This window comes from Paraburkholderia sp. RHO2, from assembly GCF_050955445.1.
In the GTDB taxonomy this organism is placed as follows: domain Bacteria; phylum Actinomycetota; class Actinomycetes; order Mycobacteriales; family Mycobacteriaceae; genus Prescottella; species Prescottella agglutinans_A.
In genome coordinates, this window is record NZ_CP162617.1 from 1,182,177 (window position 1) to 1,202,635 (window position 20,459).

At 69.1% G+C, this 20,459-nt stretch carries 17 protein-coding genes; 10 read left to right on the forward strand and 7 right to left on the reverse strand.

The genetic code is table 11. From position 1 onward, the window contains the following. Positions 1-37: 37 nt before the first annotated feature. Positions 38-652 carry a PadR family transcriptional regulator gene (locus ABTV10_RS05435; protein ID WP_499033061.1) on the forward strand — a complete coding sequence of 205 codons (615 nt, stop codon included), beginning with the start codon at positions 38-40 and terminating at the stop codon, positions 650-652. Continuing rightward, the gene (locus ABTV10_RS05440) at positions 649-2,148 is read left to right on the forward strand and encodes a DHA2 family efflux MFS transporter permease subunit (RefSeq protein WP_499033062.1); all 1,500 of its coding nucleotides are present in this window, start codon (positions 649-651) and stop codon (positions 2,146-2,148) included. Before ABTV10_RS05435 ends, ABTV10_RS05440 begins: the two co-directional genes overlap by 4 nt. A gap of 65 nt (positions 2,149-2,213) precedes the next feature. Here ABTV10_RS05440 and ABTV10_RS05445 read toward each other — a convergent pair whose 3' ends face one another. Further along, entirely contained in the window at positions 2,214-3,248 is a 1,035-nt protein-coding gene (locus ABTV10_RS05445) for an alpha/beta hydrolase (protein WP_499033064.1), read from the reverse strand. 214 nt (positions 3,249-3,462) lie between these two features. Continuing rightward, the gene (zapE, locus tag ABTV10_RS05450) at positions 3,463-4,503 is read right to left on the reverse strand and encodes a cell division protein ZapE (protein WP_499033065.1); all 1,041 of its coding nucleotides are present in this window, start codon (positions 4,501-4,503) and stop codon (positions 3,463-3,465) included. A 42-nt stretch (positions 4,504-4,545) separates the two neighbouring features. Between zapE and ABTV10_RS05455 the strand changes: the two genes are divergently transcribed. Together ABTV10_RS05455 and ABTV10_RS05460 are read left to right on the forward strand one after the other, a co-directional pair. Next, entirely contained in the window at positions 4,546-5,136 is a 591-nt protein-coding gene (locus tag ABTV10_RS05455; RefSeq protein ID WP_499033066.1) for a TetR/AcrR family transcriptional regulator, read from the forward strand. A gap of 128 nt (positions 5,137-5,264) precedes the next feature. Continuing rightward, positions 5,265-6,641, forward strand: coding sequence for a hypothetical protein (locus tag ABTV10_RS05460; RefSeq protein ID WP_499033068.1), 1,377 nt, complete (start codon positions 5,265-5,267; stop codon positions 6,639-6,641). A 125-nt stretch (positions 6,642-6,766) separates the two neighbouring features. Here the strand turns inward: ABTV10_RS05460 and ahpF are convergent, their stop codons facing one another. The 3 genes from ahpF to ABTV10_RS05475 all read right to left on the reverse strand — a co-directional run bounded on the left by ahpF (position 6,767) and on the right by ABTV10_RS05475 (position 9,836). Next, the gene (gene ahpF, locus ABTV10_RS05465; RefSeq protein ID WP_499033069.1) at positions 6,767-8,356 is read right to left on the reverse strand and encodes an alkyl hydroperoxide reductase subunit F; all 1,590 of its coding nucleotides are present in this window, start codon (positions 8,354-8,356) and stop codon (positions 6,767-6,769) included. Positions 8,357-8,516: 160 nt separating this feature from the next. Further along, entirely contained in the window at positions 8,517-9,080 is a 564-nt protein-coding gene (ahpC, locus tag ABTV10_RS05470) for an alkyl hydroperoxide reductase subunit C (RefSeq protein ID WP_433610509.1), read from the reverse strand. Between the two features lie 276 nt (positions 9,081-9,356). After that, positions 9,357-9,836, reverse strand: coding sequence for a cupin domain-containing protein (locus ABTV10_RS05475; RefSeq protein WP_499033070.1), 480 nt, complete (start codon positions 9,834-9,836; stop codon positions 9,357-9,359). 69 nt (positions 9,837-9,905) lie between these two features. On the opposite strand from ABTV10_RS05475, the gene ABTV10_RS05480 reads away from it, so the two are divergent. The 3 genes from ABTV10_RS05480 to ABTV10_RS05490 all read left to right on the forward strand — a co-directional run bounded on the left by ABTV10_RS05480 (position 9,906) and on the right by ABTV10_RS05490 (position 12,351). Then, a complete protein-coding gene (locus ABTV10_RS05480; protein WP_499033073.1) occupies positions 9,906-11,285 on the forward strand; it encodes a DUF1254 domain-containing protein in 1,380 nt (459 codons plus the stop codon). Between the two features lie 245 nt (positions 11,286-11,530). Beyond that, positions 11,531-12,106, forward strand: coding sequence for an HNH endonuclease (locus tag ABTV10_RS05485; RefSeq protein WP_499033074.1), 576 nt, complete (start codon positions 11,531-11,533; stop codon positions 12,104-12,106). After that, positions 12,103-12,351, forward strand: coding sequence for a WhiB family transcriptional regulator (locus ABTV10_RS05490; protein WP_499033076.1), 249 nt, complete (start codon positions 12,103-12,105; stop codon positions 12,349-12,351). The genes ABTV10_RS05485 and ABTV10_RS05490 overlap by 4 nt, the downstream gene beginning before the upstream one ends. Positions 12,352-12,364: 13 nt before the next feature. Here the strand turns inward: ABTV10_RS05490 and ABTV10_RS05495 are convergent, their stop codons facing one another. After that, positions 12,365-13,453 (reverse strand): NAD(P)-binding domain-containing protein, encoded by a 1,089-nt coding sequence (locus ABTV10_RS05495; protein WP_499033077.1) that lies wholly within the window; start codon positions 13,451-13,453, stop codon positions 12,365-12,367. 152 nt (positions 13,454-13,605) lie between these two features. Between ABTV10_RS05495 and ABTV10_RS05500 the strand changes: the two genes are divergently transcribed. Together ABTV10_RS05500 and ABTV10_RS05505 are read left to right on the forward strand one after the other, a co-directional pair. Next, positions 13,606-14,337 (forward strand): enoyl-CoA hydratase, encoded by a 732-nt coding sequence (locus tag ABTV10_RS05500; RefSeq protein ID WP_499033078.1) that lies wholly within the window; start codon positions 13,606-13,608, stop codon positions 14,335-14,337. Positions 14,338-14,352: 15 nt separating this feature from the next. Further along, positions 14,353-15,450, forward strand: a complete 1,098-nt coding sequence (locus ABTV10_RS05505; protein WP_499033079.1) for an MBL fold metallo-hydrolase — start codon at positions 14,353-14,355, stop codon at positions 15,448-15,450. An 18-nt stretch (positions 15,451-15,468) separates the two neighbouring features. Here the strand turns inward: ABTV10_RS05505 and ABTV10_RS05510 are convergent, their stop codons facing one another. After that, positions 15,469-17,844 (reverse strand): glycoside hydrolase family 3 C-terminal domain-containing protein, encoded by a 2,376-nt coding sequence (locus ABTV10_RS05510; protein ID WP_499033080.1) that lies wholly within the window; start codon positions 17,842-17,844, stop codon positions 15,469-15,471. A 78-nt stretch (positions 17,845-17,922) separates the two neighbouring features. Between ABTV10_RS05510 and ABTV10_RS05515 the strand changes: the two genes are divergently transcribed. Beyond that, positions 17,923-20,406 carry an HAD-IC family P-type ATPase gene (locus tag ABTV10_RS05515; RefSeq protein ID WP_499033082.1) on the forward strand — a complete coding sequence of 828 codons (2,484 nt, stop codon included), beginning with the start codon at positions 17,923-17,925 and terminating at the stop codon, positions 20,404-20,406. The last annotated feature ends 53 nt before the right edge of the window (positions 20,407-20,459 follow it).

A 20,459-nucleotide genomic window follows, 5' to 3' on the forward strand; every position in this document is an offset into this window, starting at 1 on the left:
CACGCGGAATATTTGATGTGGAAGTGGGGTGGTGACGGTGCTTCCGCGATCGGCCACACCCCTCGGGATCTCGGTGCTCGCGCTGCTGTTCGAGCGACCCATGCACCCGTACGAGATGTACCAACTCCTCGTCGCCCGCCGGAAGGACCGCATTGTCAAGGTCCGCCCGGGTTCGCTGTACCACGCCGTCGAGCGACTCGAACGCGACGGAATGGTGATGGTGCTGGGCACGGACCGGCAGGGCAACAGGCCGGAGCGAACCACCTACGAGATCACCGTCGCGGGGCGACGCGCGGTGCGCGAGCGGGTAGCCGAGATCGTCGCGGCCCCGGTACCGGAGTACCCCCTGTTCACGCTGGGGCTCGCGGAGTTGCACAACCTCGAATCCGACCAGGCCCTGGCACTGCTCGAGCGCCGGATCGACGCTCTCGTCGCCGACCTCGCCGAACTCGACGAACTGTTCGAGTTAGCGCGAGTACGAGAGGTTCCGGAACTGTTCACCATCCCGTTCTCGTACACCCGGACGATGACGCAGGCCGAACTCGACTGGCTGCGCACGCTCGCCGACCGCGTCCGCAGCGGTGGCATGCCGTGGGTGACGGACGACCTCCTCGAGTCCGCGAGGCTCGCAGACCAGAAGGACAACCGATGAAAACCGACTTCCGGCCGTGGCCGGCGCTGTGGGCCCTCTGCCTCGGCTTCTTCATGATCCTCGTCGACAGCACCATCGTCGCCGTCGCCAATCCGGTCATTGCCGCGGAACTGGACGCCGACGTCAATGCGGTCGTCTGGGTGACGAGCGCATACCTGCTCGCGTACGCGGTGCCGCTGCTGGTGACCGGACGCCTCGGCGACCGGTTCGGGCCCAAGAACCTGTACCTGACCGGCCTGGTCGTCTTCACCCTCGCGTCCCTGTGGTGCGGCCTGTCCGGCGGTGTCGAGATGCTCATCGTCGCTCGCGTCTTCCAGGGACTCGGCGCGGCGATGATGACTCCGCAGACGATGGCGGTCATCACGCGAATCTTCCCGCCCGACAAGCGCGGTACCGCGATGGGGCTGTGGGGCTCGGTTGCCGGCGTCGCGACCCTCGTCGGTCCGATCCTCGGTGGTGTGCTCGTCGACAACCTCGGCTGGCAGTGGATCTTCATTGTCAACGTTCCGGTCGGCATCGTCGGATTCGTCCTGGCGTGGCGCCTGGTGCCGGCGTTGCCGACGAACAACCACAAGTTCGACCTGATCGGCGTCGCGCTCAGCGCGATCGGCCTGTTCTGCATCGTGTTCGGTCTGCAGGAAGGTAACTCGTACGACTGGGACGCTCGCACGTGGGGCCTGATCGGGGCCGGCGTCGTGGTGATGATCGCGTTCGTGTGGTGGCAGAAGATCAATCGCGACGAACCGCTGGTCCCGTTGGGGCTGTTCAAGGATCGCAACTTCTCGGTCGCGAACCTCGGCATCGCGACGATGGGCTTCTCGATCACCTCCGTCATGCTCCCGTTCATGTTCTACGCACAGAGCGTGACCGGCCTGTCGCCGACGCGGTCGGCCCTGCTCATGGCGCCGATGGCGATCGTGACCGGCATCCTCGCGCCGTTCGTCGGACGTCTCGTCGACAAGGCGCACCCCCGCTACATCGCGGGTCCGGGATTCCTGCTGTTCGGGCTGTCCGCCTTCTGGCTGGCCCTCGAGCTGAAGCCGAGCACGCCGGTCTGGCAGATCCTGGTCCCGATGGCCGTCATCGGCGCGTCCAATGCATTCATCTGGGCGCCGCTGTCAGCGACCGCGACGCGGAACCTGCCCGTCGAGCACGTCGGTGCCGGCTCGGGCGTCTACAACACCACCCGTCAGGTCGGTGCCGTCCTCGGTAGTGCCGCGATGGGTGCGCTGATGACGTCACGGATCACCGCCGAACTGTCGACGATCGGGATCGCGGGTGGCGCCCCGACCGGTGAGGGCTTCCACGGCGGCCAGTTGCCGGCGATCGTGCAGGAGCCGTTCGCGAACGCCATGTCGCAGTCGGCGATGCTGCCTGCGGCGGTCCTGATGCTCGGCTTCGCGGTCGTCCTCTTCTTCGTCAATCCCCGTAAGGGGCAGGCGGTCCGGGAGGTTCCCGCAGCGGCAGGCGACGAGACCGTGCCCGCCCACAACTGACGCCGAAAGACGACTCCGGCCGCCGACCGTACATGTGGTCGGCGGCCGGAGTCGTCGGTTGGAGGCTAGAGGCCCATCGACCGGGCGATCGTCGGCCAGGAGTTGTGCAGGTCGTCCTGCCAGTAGCCCCAGGAATGCGTGCCGGTGGGCTTGAAGTCGAACGTGGCCGGGATCTTCAGATCGGCGAGACGGTTCGCCAGGTTGTGCGTGCAGTAGTTGGTGGCCGCCTCGATCACACCGCCGACGACGGCCTGGTTGGCCAGCGCGAACGGTCGCCCGTCGATGCCCGGGCCGTCCAGGGTCTCGTGCGGGCCGGGCAGACCCGAGCCGGTGGTGATGTAGAGCTCGGTGCCGCGCAACTTCTCGGCGTTGACGACCGGATCGTTCTGCACCCAGCCGGGTCCGTCGAGGGGTCCCCACATGTTGGTGACGTCGACGCCGCCCCGGAGGCCTGTCACCACCTGGATCGCGTTCTGGCCGGCCCACGTGCTCGTCTCGGCGCAGCCGCTGAACGAGCCGACGCTCTTGTAGAAGCCGGGCTTGGCGATCGCGAAGTTGAGCACGGACGTTCCGGTCATGGAGATCGCCGCGACGGACTGGACCTTGTTGGTGCCGAATTCGGCGTCGATGACCGGCGGGAGTTCCTCGAGCATGAACGTCTGCCATTTCTGGCGGCCGAGCTTGGGGTCGTCCTTCTGCCAGTCGGTGTAGTAGCTGAAGGCACCCTCGAGCGGGGTGACGACGTTGACGTTCTTGTCCTCGAAGAAGTCCATGATGTCGGTCTGGCGCTGCCACGTGGCGCGGTCCTCGCCGCCGCCGGCGCCGTTGAGCAGGTACAGCGTGGGACGCGGCTGGCTGCGATCGGCCGGCAAGATGACCTCGAGAGGAATCTCGCGGTCCATCGACGGCGAGTACACCGAGATGGTGACCTTGCGATCCGAGTTCGTCGTCGTCTTCACCAGGTAGGCACCGGAGGCGTTCACCGCGGCGGTGGTGCCACTGTCTGCGGACGCCATGGCCGGCACCGCGAGCAGCGACGCGGCCGACACGACCACTGCGGCCGCGAGCACGCCGGCGCGCCCGGCCTTGGAGTTCCTCATGTGAATGTCCTCCCATTGAAGCCCTTGAAGGCGGTACGTGCCGTGGCACCGAAGGTGCGCCCGGTCGATCGTCGACGGCGCCGCGCTTCCCCCTGGGCGCGGCGTTCGCGCCGCACGATACCGACCGGGGGGCGGCGAGTGTCACGATCGGCGCGGGTGGCCCGAGATTCACCCGCAGATTCACACCGGGCGACGAGGCTCAACCCGGTGGGGACTAGCCGGGGAGCGGAGCCGTGGCTGCCGGCGCCGGCCGTAGTTGCCGGAGCCGGCTCATCACCCGGTCGATGTCCGCTGCGGGGCAGTCGATTCCGGAGGAGTCGAAGAAGCCCTCGTCGGCGAGGAAGACGACGCGGACGTCGTGGTCGTACAGGACGTCGACGAGGTTGACGAACCGTTGACTCGCGTCCCGGCCCGCCTCGTGGAGGGCGGGCACCTCGCTGACGACCCAGTTGCGGTGTGTCCGGGTGAGGGCGAGGTAGTCGGCGGGAGCGGTGGAGCCGCCGCACAGATCCGAGAACGTGAACCACAGGCAGTCGTCGTCGGCGCGCAGGGCCGCGATCGGATGCCCCACGGGGCGGAGCCGCCGACTCTCGTCGGGGCGGGGCCGCGTCAGGCCGAGCCGCGTCAGCTGCCCCGGGTTGCCGGGCTCGGCCCAGATTCCCGAGGCGAAACCCGTGTCGTGGTGGCCGGCGAGGGTCCGGTAGTCCCGGGGCCCGTCCACCGTCACGACGGTCATCGTCCGTTCGATGAGCGCGATCGTGGGCAGGAACACCTCGTGGAACAGCGGATTGGGCAGCAGGGCGGCTGGGGGATGGTTCGACGTCACGACCAGCGTGATGCCGCGGTCGAGCAGTGCCGGCAGCAGGCGCTCGAGAAACTTGGCGTCGCCGATGTCGTGGACGTGGAACTCGTCGAAGCACAGCAGCCGAACGTCGCCGAGCAGTGCGCCGAGGCTCTCGTGGAGGTCGTAGCGATGCCGGGTGATCGCCGCATGGAGGTCGAGGAAGAACTCGTGGAAGTGGACTCGCAGTTTGCGGTCGGTCGGCACCGCGGCGAAGTACGTGTCCATCAGCCAGGTCTTGCCGCGGCCGACCGGCCCCCACAGGTAGACCCAGTGCCCGTCGGCGTTTTCGAGTTCGGTTGCCGCCCGTCGTTGGGTCGCGTCCAGAGCGAAACCGCTTGCGCGCGCGGCGTCGTCGAACGTGCCGCGCGGAACTCGAAGGGCGGGTGGTGGGGGGCGCCGGAAGAGTTTCACGGTGCGAAACTCTATCATCGTAGAGTCTGACAGGATGGAGACATGAGTCACCGTCCGTCGCGTCGCGAGTCGATCTGTGAGGCCGCCCTCGACCTCGCGGCCGAGGGCGGCAACCATGCCGTCACCCATCAGGCGATCGACAAACGGCTGGGGCTGGCGAAGGGGTCCACCTCGTACTACTTCCGCACGCGGGACGCGCTCGTGACCGCGGCGGTGCGACGTCTCGCCGAGCGCTCGCGGGCCGCCTTCCTGGACGCGTATGCGCCCGACGAGAACCCGTCTGCCGAGGGCGCCGCCGAACTGATCGCGGGGCAGATCGATCGCCTGCTCACCGACCGGCGCCGTGACGTCCTCGCGCGGTACGCCCTCGTCTCGGACGCCGCGGAGGACGGGGAACTGCGCACCGCGATCGGCTCGTGTCTGTTCTCGGTGGACAACGCCACGGGGCTGATGGGTGCACTCGGCGCATCCGATCCGCGACTCGCGGCCCACGACCTGATCAGTTTGCTCGAGGGGCTGCTGTTCGACCTGACCTACGGGTCGCGGTCGGCCGCCGTCGGTGTCGCCGATCATCCAGACATGAGGCTGAGGACGACGATTCGGCTGTGGTTGGGCGCGCTGGCCGGGGCGTGACGGCACTCGGCGGCAGGTGTCGGAGGGGTTCGGTACGGTCCCTCGCATGGCAACTCCCGGCGGTCCCGAGTACCACCAGCACCGGTCGGCGTTGGACGCCCACGGTATCGCAGCGGGAGCGCCACGTCATGACCGTTGATGCACGAATGCCGGTCGGGCACGACATCGCGGTGCGTGAGCTGCTCGCTGCTTGGCGTGTGATCCGCAAACGCGTCCCCTACGAATGGGACGACGCGACCGGGATGACACGATTCGTGCCGTCGCGTGATGCCGACCTTGCACCGTTGGTCGGCACGCTCCGCGAGGCGGGCCTCGACCCCGACGCGACGGATGAGGTCGGCCACGGTTCGTGTTGGGATCGACTGCGCACGAGCGCCGTTCAGTGGGACGTGCCCGCGGCCGCGGAGGTCTTCACCGCCTCGCTGTGGTCCGCGCCCGGAGGCTGGCGCAGCGTACTCCCGGCGGTTCTGCTCGCGACCTCGGCGCCGGAGCACGAGCTGAGGCCGTGGAGCGGGCAATCTGCGGACGTGTGTGAGGTGTGCGGCTGGAAGGCGGGGCGCCGACAGGTCGTCGACGAGTGGGCGTCGCGGATGGCGGGAACGACGCCGCTGGACGGAGATCCCGCAGGTTGCGGGCTGGCGCTGTCGTGGACGGCGGGGGAGCGGCCTGTCGCCACCGACTACGATCGCTGGGTTCTCGGCGCGGTGCGAGGAGTGATCAAGGCTCTGCCTCCGCAGACCCGATACGCGAAGGCGGCCGACGCGCTCAGGGCAGCCAAGGTCCTACCGATGGACCGTTATGAGGCGGTCGGGTTCCTCGAGACACTCGCACTGGTCGGCGTGCTGGCGCCGAAGGAGCGCCCGGGACTCGCCGAGAGGTTCACGACATACCGCGAGCGGGATCAACGCCCGCGTGTGCGCGTCGAACCGCAGGCCCCGCTGGCATGGTGGGATACGAGTGTCGGGGATCGTGGCTGGCGCGACGACGTGTTCGACCGCCTGTTCGGTTTCCTCGGTGTTCCGGTGGTCGATCTCGAAGCGCCGCAACCGGCTCCGGTTCCGCCGCCGAAGGAGACCACGCTCGGCGGGCTGGCGGCGCGAGTACGCGCATTGACACCGCGTCCGCAGAAGGTGGCGGCATCGATCGGTGCCGGACCGGCAGCGGCGGGTGACGTGTGGGCGGTGCGAGTGCGACCCGACGCGTGGGTCACGGTCTATGTGCACGAGATCATGCTCACGCGAGATCGTCCCTATGCGAAGACGGAATACCTCTCGGGAGTCTTCCCACGGATGCCGAGCGCCGATCAACTCGTGTTGGTCGGGCAGCCGCGTGCGTCCGGTCGCAATGTCAACTACGTCCACTCCCTCGAGAAGACGCCGTGGGTCCGTCGCGTCGCACAGGGAATGCCGGCGCCGCACGCCGACGAACCTCTCCCCGAGCGAGGCGGCTGGCAGGCGGCCAAGCAGCTCCCGCACCTCGCAGGATGGAACTTCGCCGAGCTCTGAGCCCCCGGGCCACGCGGACAGATCCCTGGTTCCCCGGCGGGCCTGTCCCGAAACGACTCCGAGCCCTGGAGCGGCGCGCATCGCGGCGGCTCCAGGGCTCGGTCGTACGGTCGAGCGGGGTACTTCTACCCGGCGACTGCGGCGGCGTCGTCGGCCGGGGCGCTGGTGCGGATGAGGTGGTCGAACGCCGACAGCGCTGCCGTCGCGCCCGCGCCGGCCGCGATGACGATCTGCTTGAACGGCACCGTGGTGCAGTCGCCGGCGGCGAACACGCCAGGCACCGACGTCTGGCCGCGATCGTCGATGACGATCTCGCCGCGCGGCGACAGTTCGACGCTGCCCTTCAGCCACTCGGTGTTGGGCAGCAGGCCGATCTGGACGAACACGCCCTCGAGCTCGAGGGTGTGCGACTCGTCGGTCGTCCGATCCTGGTAGGTCAGGCCGGTGACCTTGTTGCCGTCCCCGAGCACCTCGGTGGTGAGCGTGCTGAGCAGGATGTCCACGTTGGGCAGGCTGCGCAGCTTGCGCTGCAGCACCTCGTCGGCGCGCAGCACCGAGTCGAACTCGATGAGGGTGACGTGCTCGACGATGCCCGCGAGGTCGATCGCGGCCTCGACGCCGGAGTTGCCGCCGCCGATCACGGCGACCCGCTTGCCCTTGAAGAGGGGTCCGTCGCAGTGCGGGCAGTAGGTGACGCCCTTGTTGCGGTACTCGGTCTCGCCGGGCACGTTCATCGAGCGCCACCGTGCGCCGGTGGACAGGATCACGGTGCGGGCGAGCAGCGAGGCGCCGCTCTCCAGTTCGACCTCGACGAGGCCGGTGTCGGTGACCGACGGCACGAGCTTCGCGGCGCGCTGGGTGTTCATGATGTCGACGTCGTACTGACGGACGTGGTTCTCGAGCGCCGCACCGAACTTCGGGCCCTCGGTGTAGGGCACGGAGATGTAGTTCTCGATCGCCATCGTGTCGAGGACCTGACCGCCGAAGCGCTCGGCGGCGATGCCGGTACGAATTCCCTTGCGGGCGGCGTAGATCGCGGCCGCGGCACCCGCCGGACCGCCGCCGACGACGAGCACGTCGAACGGATCCTTCTCGGCGATCGCGGCGGCGGCACGGTCCGCGGCGCCGTCGTCGAGCTTGTTGACGATCTCGGCGAGGCTCATCCGGCCGGAGCCGAACAGCTCCCCGTTGAGGTAGACCGTCGGCACGGCCATGATCTGGCGGCCGTCGACCTCGTCCTGGTACAGGGCGCCGTCGATGGCGACGTGGCTGACACCCGGGTTGAGCACGGCCATCAGGTTCAGGGCCTGCACGACGTCGGGGCAGTTCTGGCAGGACAGCGAGAAGTAGGTCTCGAAGTGGAACGTGCCTTCGAGGCCGCGGACCTGCTCGAGCAGTTCGGGCGCTTCCTTCGACGGGTAGCCGCCGACCTGGAGCAGCGCCAGGGCGAGCGAGGTGAACTCGTGGCCGAGCGGGATGCCGGCGAAGCGGACCTCGATGTCGGTGCCGCTGCGGCGGATGGCGAAGGACGGGCGGCGCGCGTCGTCGTCGCGGCGCTCGTAGGTGATCTTGTCCGACATCGCGGCGATCTCGGTGAGCAGTTCGGCGAGCTCGGCCGACTTGGCTCCGTCATCGAGGGAGGACACGAGCTCGATCGGCAGGGTCAGCCGCTCGAGGAGGGACTTCAGTTGGCCGGCAAGCGAGGCTTCGAGCATGTGGATCAACTCCATCGACGGGAAGGACTGTGATCGGGACCGGGCCTTGTCTCGAGGCCCGAAGAAGTTCGTTGGTGGCGGTACGGATCGCCACCGGGGCGCCTGGGCCCGGGGCGGGCACGGGCCCAGGAAGCCTGGGCCCGTGCCGCGAGGGGGTACGTCAGATCTTGCCCACGAGATCCAGCGACGGAGCGAGGGTCTCCTCGCCCTCTTCCCACTTGGCCGGGCAGACCTCGCCCGGGTGCGACCGGACGTACTGAGCGGCCTTGACCTTGCGAACCAGCTCGGCAGCGTTGCGGCCGATGCCCTCCGCGGTGACCTCCATGAACTGGATGACGCCGTCGGGATCGACGAGGAACGTGCCGCGGTCGGCCAGGCCCTGGTTCTCGCGGAGCACCTCGAAGTTGGTGCTGATCTCGAGGGTCGGGTCGCCGATCATGGCGTACTGGATCTTGCCGATCGTGGCCGACGAGTCGTGCCATGCCTTGTGCGTGAAGTGGGTGTCGGTGGACACCGAGAAGACCTCGACGCCGAGACGCTGCAGCTCTTCGTAGTGATCGGCGAGATCACCGAGCTCCGTCGGGCAGACGAAGGTGAAGTCGGCCGGGTAGAAGAAGAAGATCGCCCACTTGCCCTGGATGTCCGCGTCGGACACGTCGACGAACGCGCCGTTCTTGTATGCGGTCGCGGAGAAGGGCTTGATCTGCTTGTTGATCAGGGCCATTTGAACCTCTGTTCGGTCGAAGGTGGATACCAGACATTCGAGAGGTTAACCAACAAACCGAGGATAGGTCCAATCTATGAGAGCTATCTCATAAATACCTAACTCCTATTAATGGGTTGTCGGGATTGTCCGAGTGCGCGACGAGGGTCGAAGCATGCGGAGGGTGCATCTGCCGGCGGTGCGATCCGGCCGTCCGGGACGCGGCACGAACCGGTTGCTCCCCGCATGTTCGGCGAGTGCTGTGCGGCGTCGGATCCCGGCGCATCGGCCGACGGTCTAGAACCGTGTGGGATCGGGCATCGGGTAGTCCTGACCCTCGATGCGGAAGTCGGCGAAGTCGAAACCGGGAACGACGATGCAGCTGACCAGCGCGGCCTCGTCGCCGGTCGGTCGTGCCCGCTGCCAGTGGCGCGGCGGCACCACCAGCTGAGGGCTCTGGCCGGATGAAATGTCCGGTCCGAGAACGTGCGTCGCGACCGGTCCCGGCGCGTCGTCGTCTCCGCCGAGTTCCAGCACCAGCGAGCTGCCCCGGTGGTAGAGCCAGATCTCGGTGCCGCGCACGGTGTGCCACCGGGACTGTTGCCCGGGCTCGAGGAGGAAGAGGATGGCGGTCCCGGCCGACCGGGCCCCGCCGAACATGTTGGGCAGCGCGACTCCGGGCAACTCGATGTCGCTGCGCCACGTCTCGCAGTACCAGCCGCCTTCGGGATGCGGCAGAAGATCGAGGGTCCTGGCCCACTCGGGGAAACCGGTCACCAGACCATGATGACTGCAATGTTCGCGTATAGCGAGCGCATCGGCCGCAGGGGTGGTGAAATGGGCGACATGACCCACCCGCGTGGAGATTCGGCAGTCGGTTCGGATTCGACGGTCAGCGTCGAGTCGGTCGTCAGGGCGTTCGTGTACGGGTTCGCTCCCGTGTTCAACCTCTCGCAGGTGGAGCGGTTCGTGACGACGGGTGTCGGCGCGAATTCCGCGGCCCCCTTCAACTCCTTCAGTCACGCACCGGGATTGGCCGGTCCGGACGAGGAGTTCGTCTCGATCAACAACGACACCATCTACTCGATGGCGCAGCTCGACCTCAGTGTCGGGCCGCTGATCCTCGACGTGCCGGACACCGCGGACGCGTACTTCGTCCTCCAGTTCGTCGACGCCTGGACCAACAACTTCGCCTACATCGGCAAGCGTGCGACGGGCACGAAGGGCGGCCGGTACGTGCTGGTGCCGCCGGGCTGGCCTGGTGAACTTCCGGCCGATATCACGTCCGTGCACTGCTCGACGCGGATCGTGTCGATCGTCGGGCGGTGGGCGTGCGACGGCCCCGACGACGTTCTCCGAGTTCGCAAGCTGCAGGACCAGATCACGTTGACGCCCCTCGTCGCGAACGATCCGGAAGGTCTGCCGGAGCCGGACCCCGCGGTGCCGGAGGAGCTGATGTTCTGGGAGCGGCTGCGGCTGTACCTGCAGGCGTTCCCGCCGGCGCCGCGCGACGTCGCGCTGCAGCAGGCGTTCGCCCCGCTGGGGCTGCTCGAGACCGGTCCGTCGCCGTACGCCCACGCCGATCCCGCCCTGGCCGCGGTTCTCGTGGAGGGTGCCGCGCAGGGGCGGGCCAGGATCGAGGAGGCGTTGAAGTCGGGTGACGGCGCCGGTGTCGTGAACGGATGGCATCGCGCGTTTCACCTGTTCGACTACAACGACGACTACTTCGAGATCGGGACGATCGACAGTCCCGAGTGGCGAATCACGGACCGGGCCAGGGCAATCGGGTTACGCGCGGCCGCGGCGATGGGCGGACTGTGGGGCAACCACGGCTACGAGGCCGCCTACAGTCAGGTCTACACGGACGCGGCGGGCGACCAGTTGACCGGGGAGCACACCTACACCATCACTTTGGCGCCGACGCCGCCGGTGGACGCCTTCTGGTCGATCACCATGTACAGCATGCCGCACTTCTACCTGGTGTCGAATCCGATCGAGCGGTACTCGATCGGGGACCGCACACCGGGCCTCGTCTACGGCGACGACGGCTCGCTCACGCTGACCCTCAGCGCGACCGAGCCGACCGATCCGACGGCACGCGCCAACTGGTTGCCGACTCCGACCGGACCGTTCCGGCCGTTGCTGCGCATGTACATTCCGCACGAGACGGTGCTCGACGGTAGCTACGAAATGCCACCCGTCGTCCGGATCGATCCGCGTTCCTGACCGTCCGCCACACCCGCGGCGAATAATCGCTGTCGCTCGGATCACGGTCGTGCGAGACTGACCAGCCGATCCACCAGACACGAGCGAGGACGGGGAAGGACGGCGCCGCATGACCGCATCGAATCCCTGTGGTGCGCAGTCGATGCAGTCGTACCGCTGCATGCGCTGACGTACGCCTGTCCGCGTCGTCCCCGCCCGTTCACCTCTCCCGCACCACCGTCCCCTCGAATCGAGGCTTCGTTGTCATGCCCAGTCGCGCCCGTACCGCGATCACGTCCCGCACCTGGATGAACAGCCGGGTGCGCGTGCTGAACTCGACGTTCGACGACTTCGACGTCGTCCCCGCCGCCCGAGCGGTGGTCCTCGTCGCCGAGAACATCGCGGTCACCGTCGTCGAACGCGCACCGCTCTTCGTCGTCCGGTCCCAACGCCTCTCGATACCGCTACCGGAGATCGTCCGACTGGTCGAGTACGTGCACGTCCCGCCTCGGCCGGTGGTCGACGACGACACCCGCGCGTGCTTCGCGACGGTGCTGCAGCGGGACCGTCACCGGTGTGCCTACTGCGGCACGCTCGGCGCCCGGACCGTCGATCACGTCCAGCCCCGAAGTCGTGGCGGCGCAGACAGTTACGGCAATCTCGTAGCGGCGTGTGCCGCCTGCAACCAGCGCAAGGCCGACCGGACCCCGGAGGAGGCCGGGATGCCGCTGCTGTGGGTGCCGCGCGCACCCCGTGACGACGTCAAACGGCAACGCCGAATCTGGCGCGACCTCGCCGCGCTGCCCGACCGACCCGTCTTCGAAGGGAGGAGATCTCCGTGACCGCACTGCCGACCCTGGCCAGCTTCCTCACCGCCGGCGATCGGCCGCGATGGGAGGATGCGGCGTGCCGGGGCGACGCCCATCCGGATCGCTGGTTCCCGGATCCGAGCGAGTCGTACGACTACGCGGCGGCGGTGTGCGCACGGTGCCCCATCGTGACCGGGTGTGCCGCGTACGCGGCCGGAACCCGGCAGTCAGGGGTCTGGGGTGGTCGTGAGTACCGGGGTGGCTCTGTGGTCCGGTGATCGGCCGGCCGGCTCACCGCGCGAGGAATCGGGTCAGCTCCCGGGCCGCGGCGCGGCCGGCGCGGTTGGCGCCGATCGTCGACGCCGACGGCCCGTAGCCCACCAGATGGACGCGCGGGTCGGCGGCCACCTGCGTCGCGAGGCGGCCGGTCATGGTGATGCCGCCGCCCGGCCCGCGCAGACCCAGCGGTGCAAGGTGGTCGAGCGACGAGCGAAATCCCGTGCACCACAGGATGACATCGGCGCGCTGCTCGGATCCGTCGGCCCACCGCACGCCGGTCTCGGTGATCTCGGAGAACATCGGCAGCCGGTGCAGCACGCCGCGTTCGCGGGCTGCCCGGATCGCCGGCGTGACCGGCAACCCGGTCACCGACACCACCGAACCCGGCGGGAGCCCGCGCCGCACCCGATCTTCGACGAGCGCGACTGCGGCACGGCCGATCTCGGGTGTGAACGGCTCCTCGCGGAACTGCGGTTCGCGGCGGGTCACCCACGTCGTGGTCGTGACGCACGAGATCTCGTCGAGCAGCTGGACCGCGGAGATTCCGCCGCCGACGACGATCACGTGCTCGCCCTCGAACTCGCGGGCCGAGCGGTAGTCGCGTGTGTGCAGTTGCCGGCCCCCGAACCGTTCGGCGCCGGGCACCGACGGGACGAAAGGGCGTTCCCAGGTTCCGGTGGCGTTGACCAGCCCGAGGGTCAGGTACGTCCCCTCCGGGGTCTCGACGGCGAGGCGGTCGCCGCGATCGCACACGACGGTCGCGTGCACCGGCCGGTGCACCGGCAGTTCGAACCGCTTTTCGTAGAGCTCGTAGTAGTGGGGGACGGCGTCGGCGGCCCGTACGGTCTCGGTGTCGGGGCCGAGCGCCTCGGCGAACGCCATTCCGGGCAGGTCGTGCACCCCGTTGACGGTCCGCAACGTCAACGACGGCCACCGGAACTGCCACGCCCCGCCGGGGCCGGGTGCGTGATCGAGCACCACGAACTCGCGTTCCGGGACGAGACCTGATCTGCGCAGGTGATAGGCGGTCGACAGCCCGGCCTGTCCGGCCCCGATCACGACCACCTCGAGCTCGGTGTCCATCCCACTCCGTTCTGTCATAGCCTGAATTCGGCGCAACGCTCGCGACGGCTCCGTTGTTCCACGGTGCTCGGCGTGACTGTGGATGCTGCGTTACAGGTACTGTTCGGATCGCACCCGCCGGGGACGTCCACAGGGGACGGCCTCGCACCGAGAAAGCGAGTGGAAGCCAGATGATCGGGACCAGCCGTGACGGCCACGTGGTCACCCTCGAATTGCAGCGGCCGGAGCGACGCAACGCCCTCAACACCGAGTTGTGCATCGCCCTGCGGGAGGCCCTCGAGAAGGCCGTCGCGGAGGAGGCCCGGGTCATCGTGCTGACGGGGCAGGGCACCGCGTTCTGCGCCGGAGCCGACCTGTCGGGCGACGTCTACGCCGAGGGATTCACCGACCACCTGCTCGAGATGCTGCACACGATCGACTCGATCCCGGTGCCGGTGATCGCCGCGATCAACGGCCCCGCGGTCGGTGCGGGCACCCAACTCGCGCTCGCGTCGGACCTGCGGGTGGTCGCGCCCGAGGCGCGGTTCGGCATCCCCGCCGCCAAACTGGGCATCAGTGTGGACAAGTGGACCGTGCGCCGACTGGTGTCCCTCGTCGGCGGTGGTCCGGCCCGGACGATGCTGCTCGGCGCCGAGATGCTCTCGGCGGATGAGGCTTTCGCCCGCGGCCTGGCCAACAAGATCGGCGACCTCGTCGCCGCACAGGAGTGGGCGCGGACCATCGCGGAACTCGCACCGCTGTCCCTGCGGCACCTCAAGCTGGTCTTCAACGACGACGGCACACGCGAAGCGCAGACCGAGGAACAGCTCGCCGCCCTGTACGCGGCGTGGGGCAGTGAGGACGCGCAGGAGGCGCGGGCCGCGCGACTCGAGAAGCGTGCACCGGACTTCCGGGGCAGGTAGGGAAGCGGGACGACGATGATCGGCAGGGGAGTGCTCGTCGCGGCTGCGGCGGCAGGTGCAGGGTGGGTCGCTCGCGCGGCATGGGGGACCGTTCCGGCGCTCGGTGCGGCCCGGTCCGCGATCGAACCGTACGCGGTATCGTCACCGCGGTACCGCGACAACCGATTCCACAATTCCGACCCGAGTTCGTCGCTGCCGTCCGGTTCGCAGTCCGGGCTCGCGAAGGCCTTCCTTACCCGCGGCGCCGTGGGCCGGCCACGGCGCGCGATTCCCTTGGCGACGCCGCTGGCGCCGACCGCGGCGGGCGAGTTGGCCGTCACGTGGTTCGGTCACTCGAGCGTGCTGGTCGAGATCGACGGCCGACGCGTGTTGACGGATCCGGTGTGGAGCGAGCGGGTTTCGCCGTCCACGGTTGTGGGTCCGGCGCGCATGCACCCGGTACCGATGGCGCTGGGGGACCTGCCCGCCGTCGACGCCGTCGTCGTCTCACACGACCACTACGACCACCTCGACCAGGCCACGATCACCACCCTCGCGCGGACCCAGGACACCGTCTTCGTGGTGCCCATCGGGGTGGGCGCGCACCTGCGACGGTGGAACGTCCCGGGCGCCCGGATCGTCGAACTCGACTGGGACGAGAGCACCGAAGTCGCGGGGCTGACCTTGACGTGCACGGAGGCCCGGCACTTCTCGGGACGCGGACTGGCCCGCGACACGACGCTGTGGGCGTCGTGGGTGATCGCCGGAGCGCGACGGAAGGTGTTCTTCGGTGGCGACTCCGGGTACACGCCGCGGTTCGCTGACCTCGGTCGCCGGTACGGGCCGTTCGACGTCACCCTGCTCCCGGTCGGCGCCTACGACGAGCGCTGGCCCGACATCCACATGAACCCGGAGGAGGCGGTGCGCACCCACCTGGACGTGGGCGGCGCGCTGCTGATCCCGATCCACTGGGCCACGTTCAACCTCGCGTTCCACCCGTGGGGCGAGCCGATCTCGAGACTGTCCGACGCGGCCGCCGGCGCGGGGGTGACGATGTCGGTGCCGATGGTCGGCCAGCGGGTCGACGCGCTCCGTCCGCCCGAGCAGAAGACCTGGTGGGACGACCTGGGTTGAGCTGTCGCGCGGCCGGATTCACCTGCGCCGCAGCGATGCGACCAGAGCCCGGACGCCGCGCACGCCGTGACCGTTGCAGATGTCCACGAACGACTGCACCGTGTCGGACGTGACAGCGCCCCGGGTGAGCATCGGCATCATCCGCGGCGGCAGTTCCTGCATCGATCGCTCGAACAGCAGCGTCAGCGGATCGTCCTCGTCGAGCGTCGGCGCCATCGCCGCGACCTTGCGTCGCATGAACCTGGTCAGCAGCGTCGCGGCGGGGTGCCGGATGTCGGCGATGGGGGTGTCGACGGTGTAGTGGCCGGGTGCATCGACGACGTTGTCGGGCAGCGGGCGTCCGTACAGCGCCGCGAACGCGTCCCGCTCGAACACCGGGGAGCCGTGGTACGCGGCGGGACCGGGGTCGAACCCGCTCCGGTCGGACTCGAGCAGCACGGTGGCGGACAAGCGAATGTCGCGCGAGGACGCGCCGACCCGGATCTCGAAGTCGCCCGACTCGATCGACCAGTCGTCGATCGTGGTGTCCCAGAACGCGAATGCGCGGCGGTCCACCTGAACCGTGACGCGGCGTGACTCGCCCGCCATCAGGAAGACCTTCGTGAAGCCCGCGAGTTCCTGCTCGGGACGGAACACGGTGGACTCGACGTCGCGCACATACACCTGCACGACCTCGCTGCCCGGGCGGTCGCCGGTGTTGGTCACGCGCACCGACACGTCGAACCGCTGCTCGGCGGCGTCGTCGTTCTCGACTTCGGCGATCTCGAGTTCGGACCAGGCGAAGGTCGTGTAGCTCATGCCGTGGCCGAACGGGTAGCGGACGTCCAGCCCGGCCGTGTCGTAGTACCGGTACCCGACATAGACGCTCTCGCGGTACTCGACCACCGCCGGGCCGGCCGGCCACACGTGCACCGGGTTGTCGGCGGTCCGCAGCGGGAACGTCTCCGCGAGTCGGCCGCCCGGTTCCGCGTCGCCGGTGAGGACGCGGGAGATCGCGCTGCCCGCGGCCTGCCCGCCGAGGTAGCACTCGATGATCGCGGCGACGTCGTCGTGCCACGGCATCGTCACCGGCGCGCCGCCGGCGAGCACCACGACCACCTGCGGGCACACCTGCGCGACGGCGGCGATCAGGGCGTCGTGACCGTCCGGCAGGGCCAGATTCGCGCGATCGACCCCTTCGGTCTCGTAGCTGTCGGGCAGGCCCGCGAACACCACCGCGAGGTCCGCGTCTCGTGCGACGGCGCGGGCCTCGTCGAGCAGCGCGGCGTCGGTGCGGCCCGAGCCTCGGTGGTAGCCGGGCGCGAAGGTGAGACGGTCGAGGTCGACGCGCTCGGACAGGTCGGTCCACGCATCGTCGAGTCGGTGCGGATTGGTGCCGGAACTGCCGGCGCCCTGGTACCGCGGCTGCCTCGCGAACTCGCCGATCACCGCGATCCGCGCCGCCGGGTTCAGCGGCAGGACGGCGTCGTCGTTCTTCAGCAACACCGTGCCCGCCTCCGCGGCGCGGCGGGCGAGGGTGTGGTGGGCGGCCGCGTCGTATCCCGGCTCCGCGGCGCGTGCGGTCGCGGTCCGCTCGATCAGGCGGGTCACCGCGTCGGCGGCGCGCTCGACCGCGGCGGGCTCCAGCTCGCCGGACGCCACCGCCGCGAGCACCGCGTCGTCGTCGCGGCCGTCGTAGCCGGGCATCTCCAGATCCAGCCCGGCCGCCAGGCACGCCGACCGTTGTGTGACCGCGCCCCAGTCGGAGACCACGAGGCCGTCGAACCCCCACTCGTCACGCAGAATCCCGGTGAGCAGTTCGTGATTCTCGGCACAGTGGATGCCGTTCACGCGGTTGTACGCGGCCATCACCGTCGCCGGTCGCGCCTCGACCACGGCGTGCTCGAAGCTCGCGAGGTAGATCTCGCGGAGCGCGCGGGCGTCGACGCGCGCGTCGATGCTGTAGCGCCGGAACTCCTGGTTGTTGACCGCGAAGTGTTTGAGCGACGCGCCGACGCCGGTGGACTGCACGCCGCGGATCCACGCCGCCGCCATCCGGGACGAGAGGAACGGGTCCTCCGAGAAGTACTCGAAGTTGCGTCCGCACAGCGCGCTGCGTTTGATGTTCGCACCCGGGCCGAGCAGCACACTCACGCCCTCGGTGCGGGCCTCGGTCCCCAGCGCGACGCCCACCTCCTCGAGCAGTTCGACGTCCCACGTTGCGGCGAGCGCCGACGCGGTCGGGAAGCACGTCGCCGGTACCGACTCGGGGGAGTACCCGGACTCGGTCAGCTGTTTGCGGACCCCGTGCGGCCCGTCGGCGAGCATGACGGCGGGCAGACCGGTGCCCTGAGGGGCCTGCGTGTGCCAGAAGTCGGCGCCTGACGTGAGGGACACCCGGGCTCGCGTAGTCATGGCAACAGCATGCCTCCGTCGTCGGCGCCCCGTGGTCCATCCGACTCCACGACGGCGGGTTGGCATAGCCTTCGTGTCATGGCAACGGACGATCCACTGGGCCAAGACACGGCCGTCGGCGCTGTCGGCACCCTGGAGACCGATCCCCGGCACATCGAGAACGGCCTGACCGCCGACGAGGTGGCGCAGCGGGTCGCGAACGGGCAGACCAACGACGTCCCGGACCGAGCGAGTCGCTCGGTCAAGGACATCGTCCGGGCGAACGTGTTCACCCGGATCAACGCGATCCTCGGCGTGCTGCTGATCATCGTGCTGTCGACGGGGTCGATCATCGACGGGATGTTCGGTCTGTTGATCATCGCGAACAGCGGGATCGGCATCATCCAGGAGATCCGCGCCAAACGAACACTCGATCAGCTCGCAATCGTCAGTCAGGCCAAGCCGATGGTGCGGCGGGACGGCACCGCGGCGCCCGTGGCCCCGAAGGACGTGGTGCTCGACGACATCATCGAACTCGGTCCCGGCGACCAGATCGTCGTCGACGGCGTCGTCGTCGAGGCGTCGGCGCTCGAGGTGGACGAGTCGCTGCTCACCGGTGAGGCCGATGCGGTGCACAAGCCCGTCGGGGCGCAGGTGCTGTCGGGCAGCTACGTCGTCGCCGGCAGCGGCGCCTACCGGGCCACCAAGGTGGGACGCGAGGCGTACGCGGCGAAGCTCGCCGAGGAGGCCAGCAAGTTCACGCTGGTGCATTCCGAACTGCGCAGCGGCATCGACAAGATCCTCACGTTCATCACGTACCTGATGATCCCGGCCGGTCTGCTGATCATCTACAACCAGCTGTTCTCGAGCGGCCAGGCCCTCGGGCCCGCGCTCAACGGCATGGTCGCCGCCCTCGTCCCCATGGTTCCCGAGGGACTGGTGCTGATGACGTCGATCGCGTTCGCGGTCGGTGTCATCCGGCTCGGCCAGCGCAAGTGTCTGGTGCAGGAACTGCCCGCGATCGAGGGCCTGGCCCGCGTCGACGTCGTGTGCGCCGACAAGACCGGCACCCTCACCGAGAACGGCATGAAGCTCGCCGAACTGCGCACCGCCACGCCGGACGACGCCCAGGCCTCGCGTGCCCTCGCCGCGATGGCGGCCGACGACCCGCGCCCCAACGCGAGCATGCTCGCCATCCGGGAGGCCCTGTCCGACGACCCCGGCTGGGAGCCCACCGCCGTCGCGCCGTTCTCGTCGGCCAAGAAGTGGAGCGGCCAGTCGTACGGCAACAACGGCAATTGGCTGCTCGGCGCGCCCGACGTCCTGCTCGACCCGGACAGCGACATGGCGCGCGAGGCCGAGGAGATCGGCGCGCAGGGACTGCGCGTGCTGCTGCTCGGCAGCAGCGACCGTCCCGTCGACGCGGCCGACGCCCCCGGCGTCGTGACGCCGCGGGCCCTGGTGGTTCTCGACCAGAAGGTGCGCCCCGACGCCCGCGAGACCCTCGAGTACTTCGCGAGCCAGAAGGTTCAGGTCAAGGTCATCTCCGGCGACAACGCCGTCTCGGTGGGCGCGGTCGCGACGTCGCTGGGCCTGCCCGGCGGCGACAATGCGATCGATGCGCGGCAGCTGCCGGAGGACCGCGACGACCTCGCCGACACCCTCGACGACGCCACGACGTTCGGCCGCGTGCGGCCCGACCAGAAGCGCGCGATGGTCGGTGCGCTGCAGTCGCGCGGGCACACCGTCGCGATGACCGGCGACGGCGTCAACGACGTGCTCGCCCTCAAGGACGCCGACATCGGCGTCGCGATGGGCTCGGGCAGCCCGGCCACCCGCGCGGTGGCGCAGATCGTGCTGCTGGACAACAAGTTCGCCACCCTGCCCTACGTCGTCGGCGAGGGCCGGCGGGTGATCGGCAACATCGAGCGGGTCTCGAACCTGTTCCTCACGAAGACCGTGTACTCGGTGTTGCTGGCCTTTCTGATCGGCATCTCGGGCGTGGCGTCGCAGATCTTCCACTTCGATCCGCTGCCGTACCCGTTCCTGCCGCGGCACGTGACGATCGCGGCGTGGTTCACGATCGGCATCCCGTCGTTCATCCTGTCGCTCGCGCCGAACAACGAACGCGCCCGATCCGGGTTCGTCGGCCGGGTCATGCGGTTGGCGATCCCGTCGGGCGTCATCATCGGCGTCGCGACCTACGTGGCGTACCTGCTCGCGTACGCGGGACCCGACGCCACCGAACAACAGATCGAGCAGGCCAGCACCACGGCGCTGATCACGCTCATCATGATCGCGCTGTGGGTGCTGGCCGTGGTCGCCCGCCCGTACGTGTGGTGGAAGATCGTGCTCCTCGTCGGCTCGGTGCTCGGCTACGTGGTGCTGTTCGGATTCGATTTCACCCGTGAATTCTTCAAGCTCGATCCGTCCAACGTCGCCGCCACGACCGGAGCGTTCGCGATCGGGGCCGTCGGCATCGTCCTCGTCGAGATCGCGTGGTGGGTGACCGGTCGGATCCACGGTGAGCACCGGCGCCTGTTCGCGTCGAGCGACGATCTGCCGGGAGTGCACGGCGCGTGATCCGGCGGTTCCCGATCTCCCCGGGAACCGTCGTTGTTGCCGGCACGGAAACG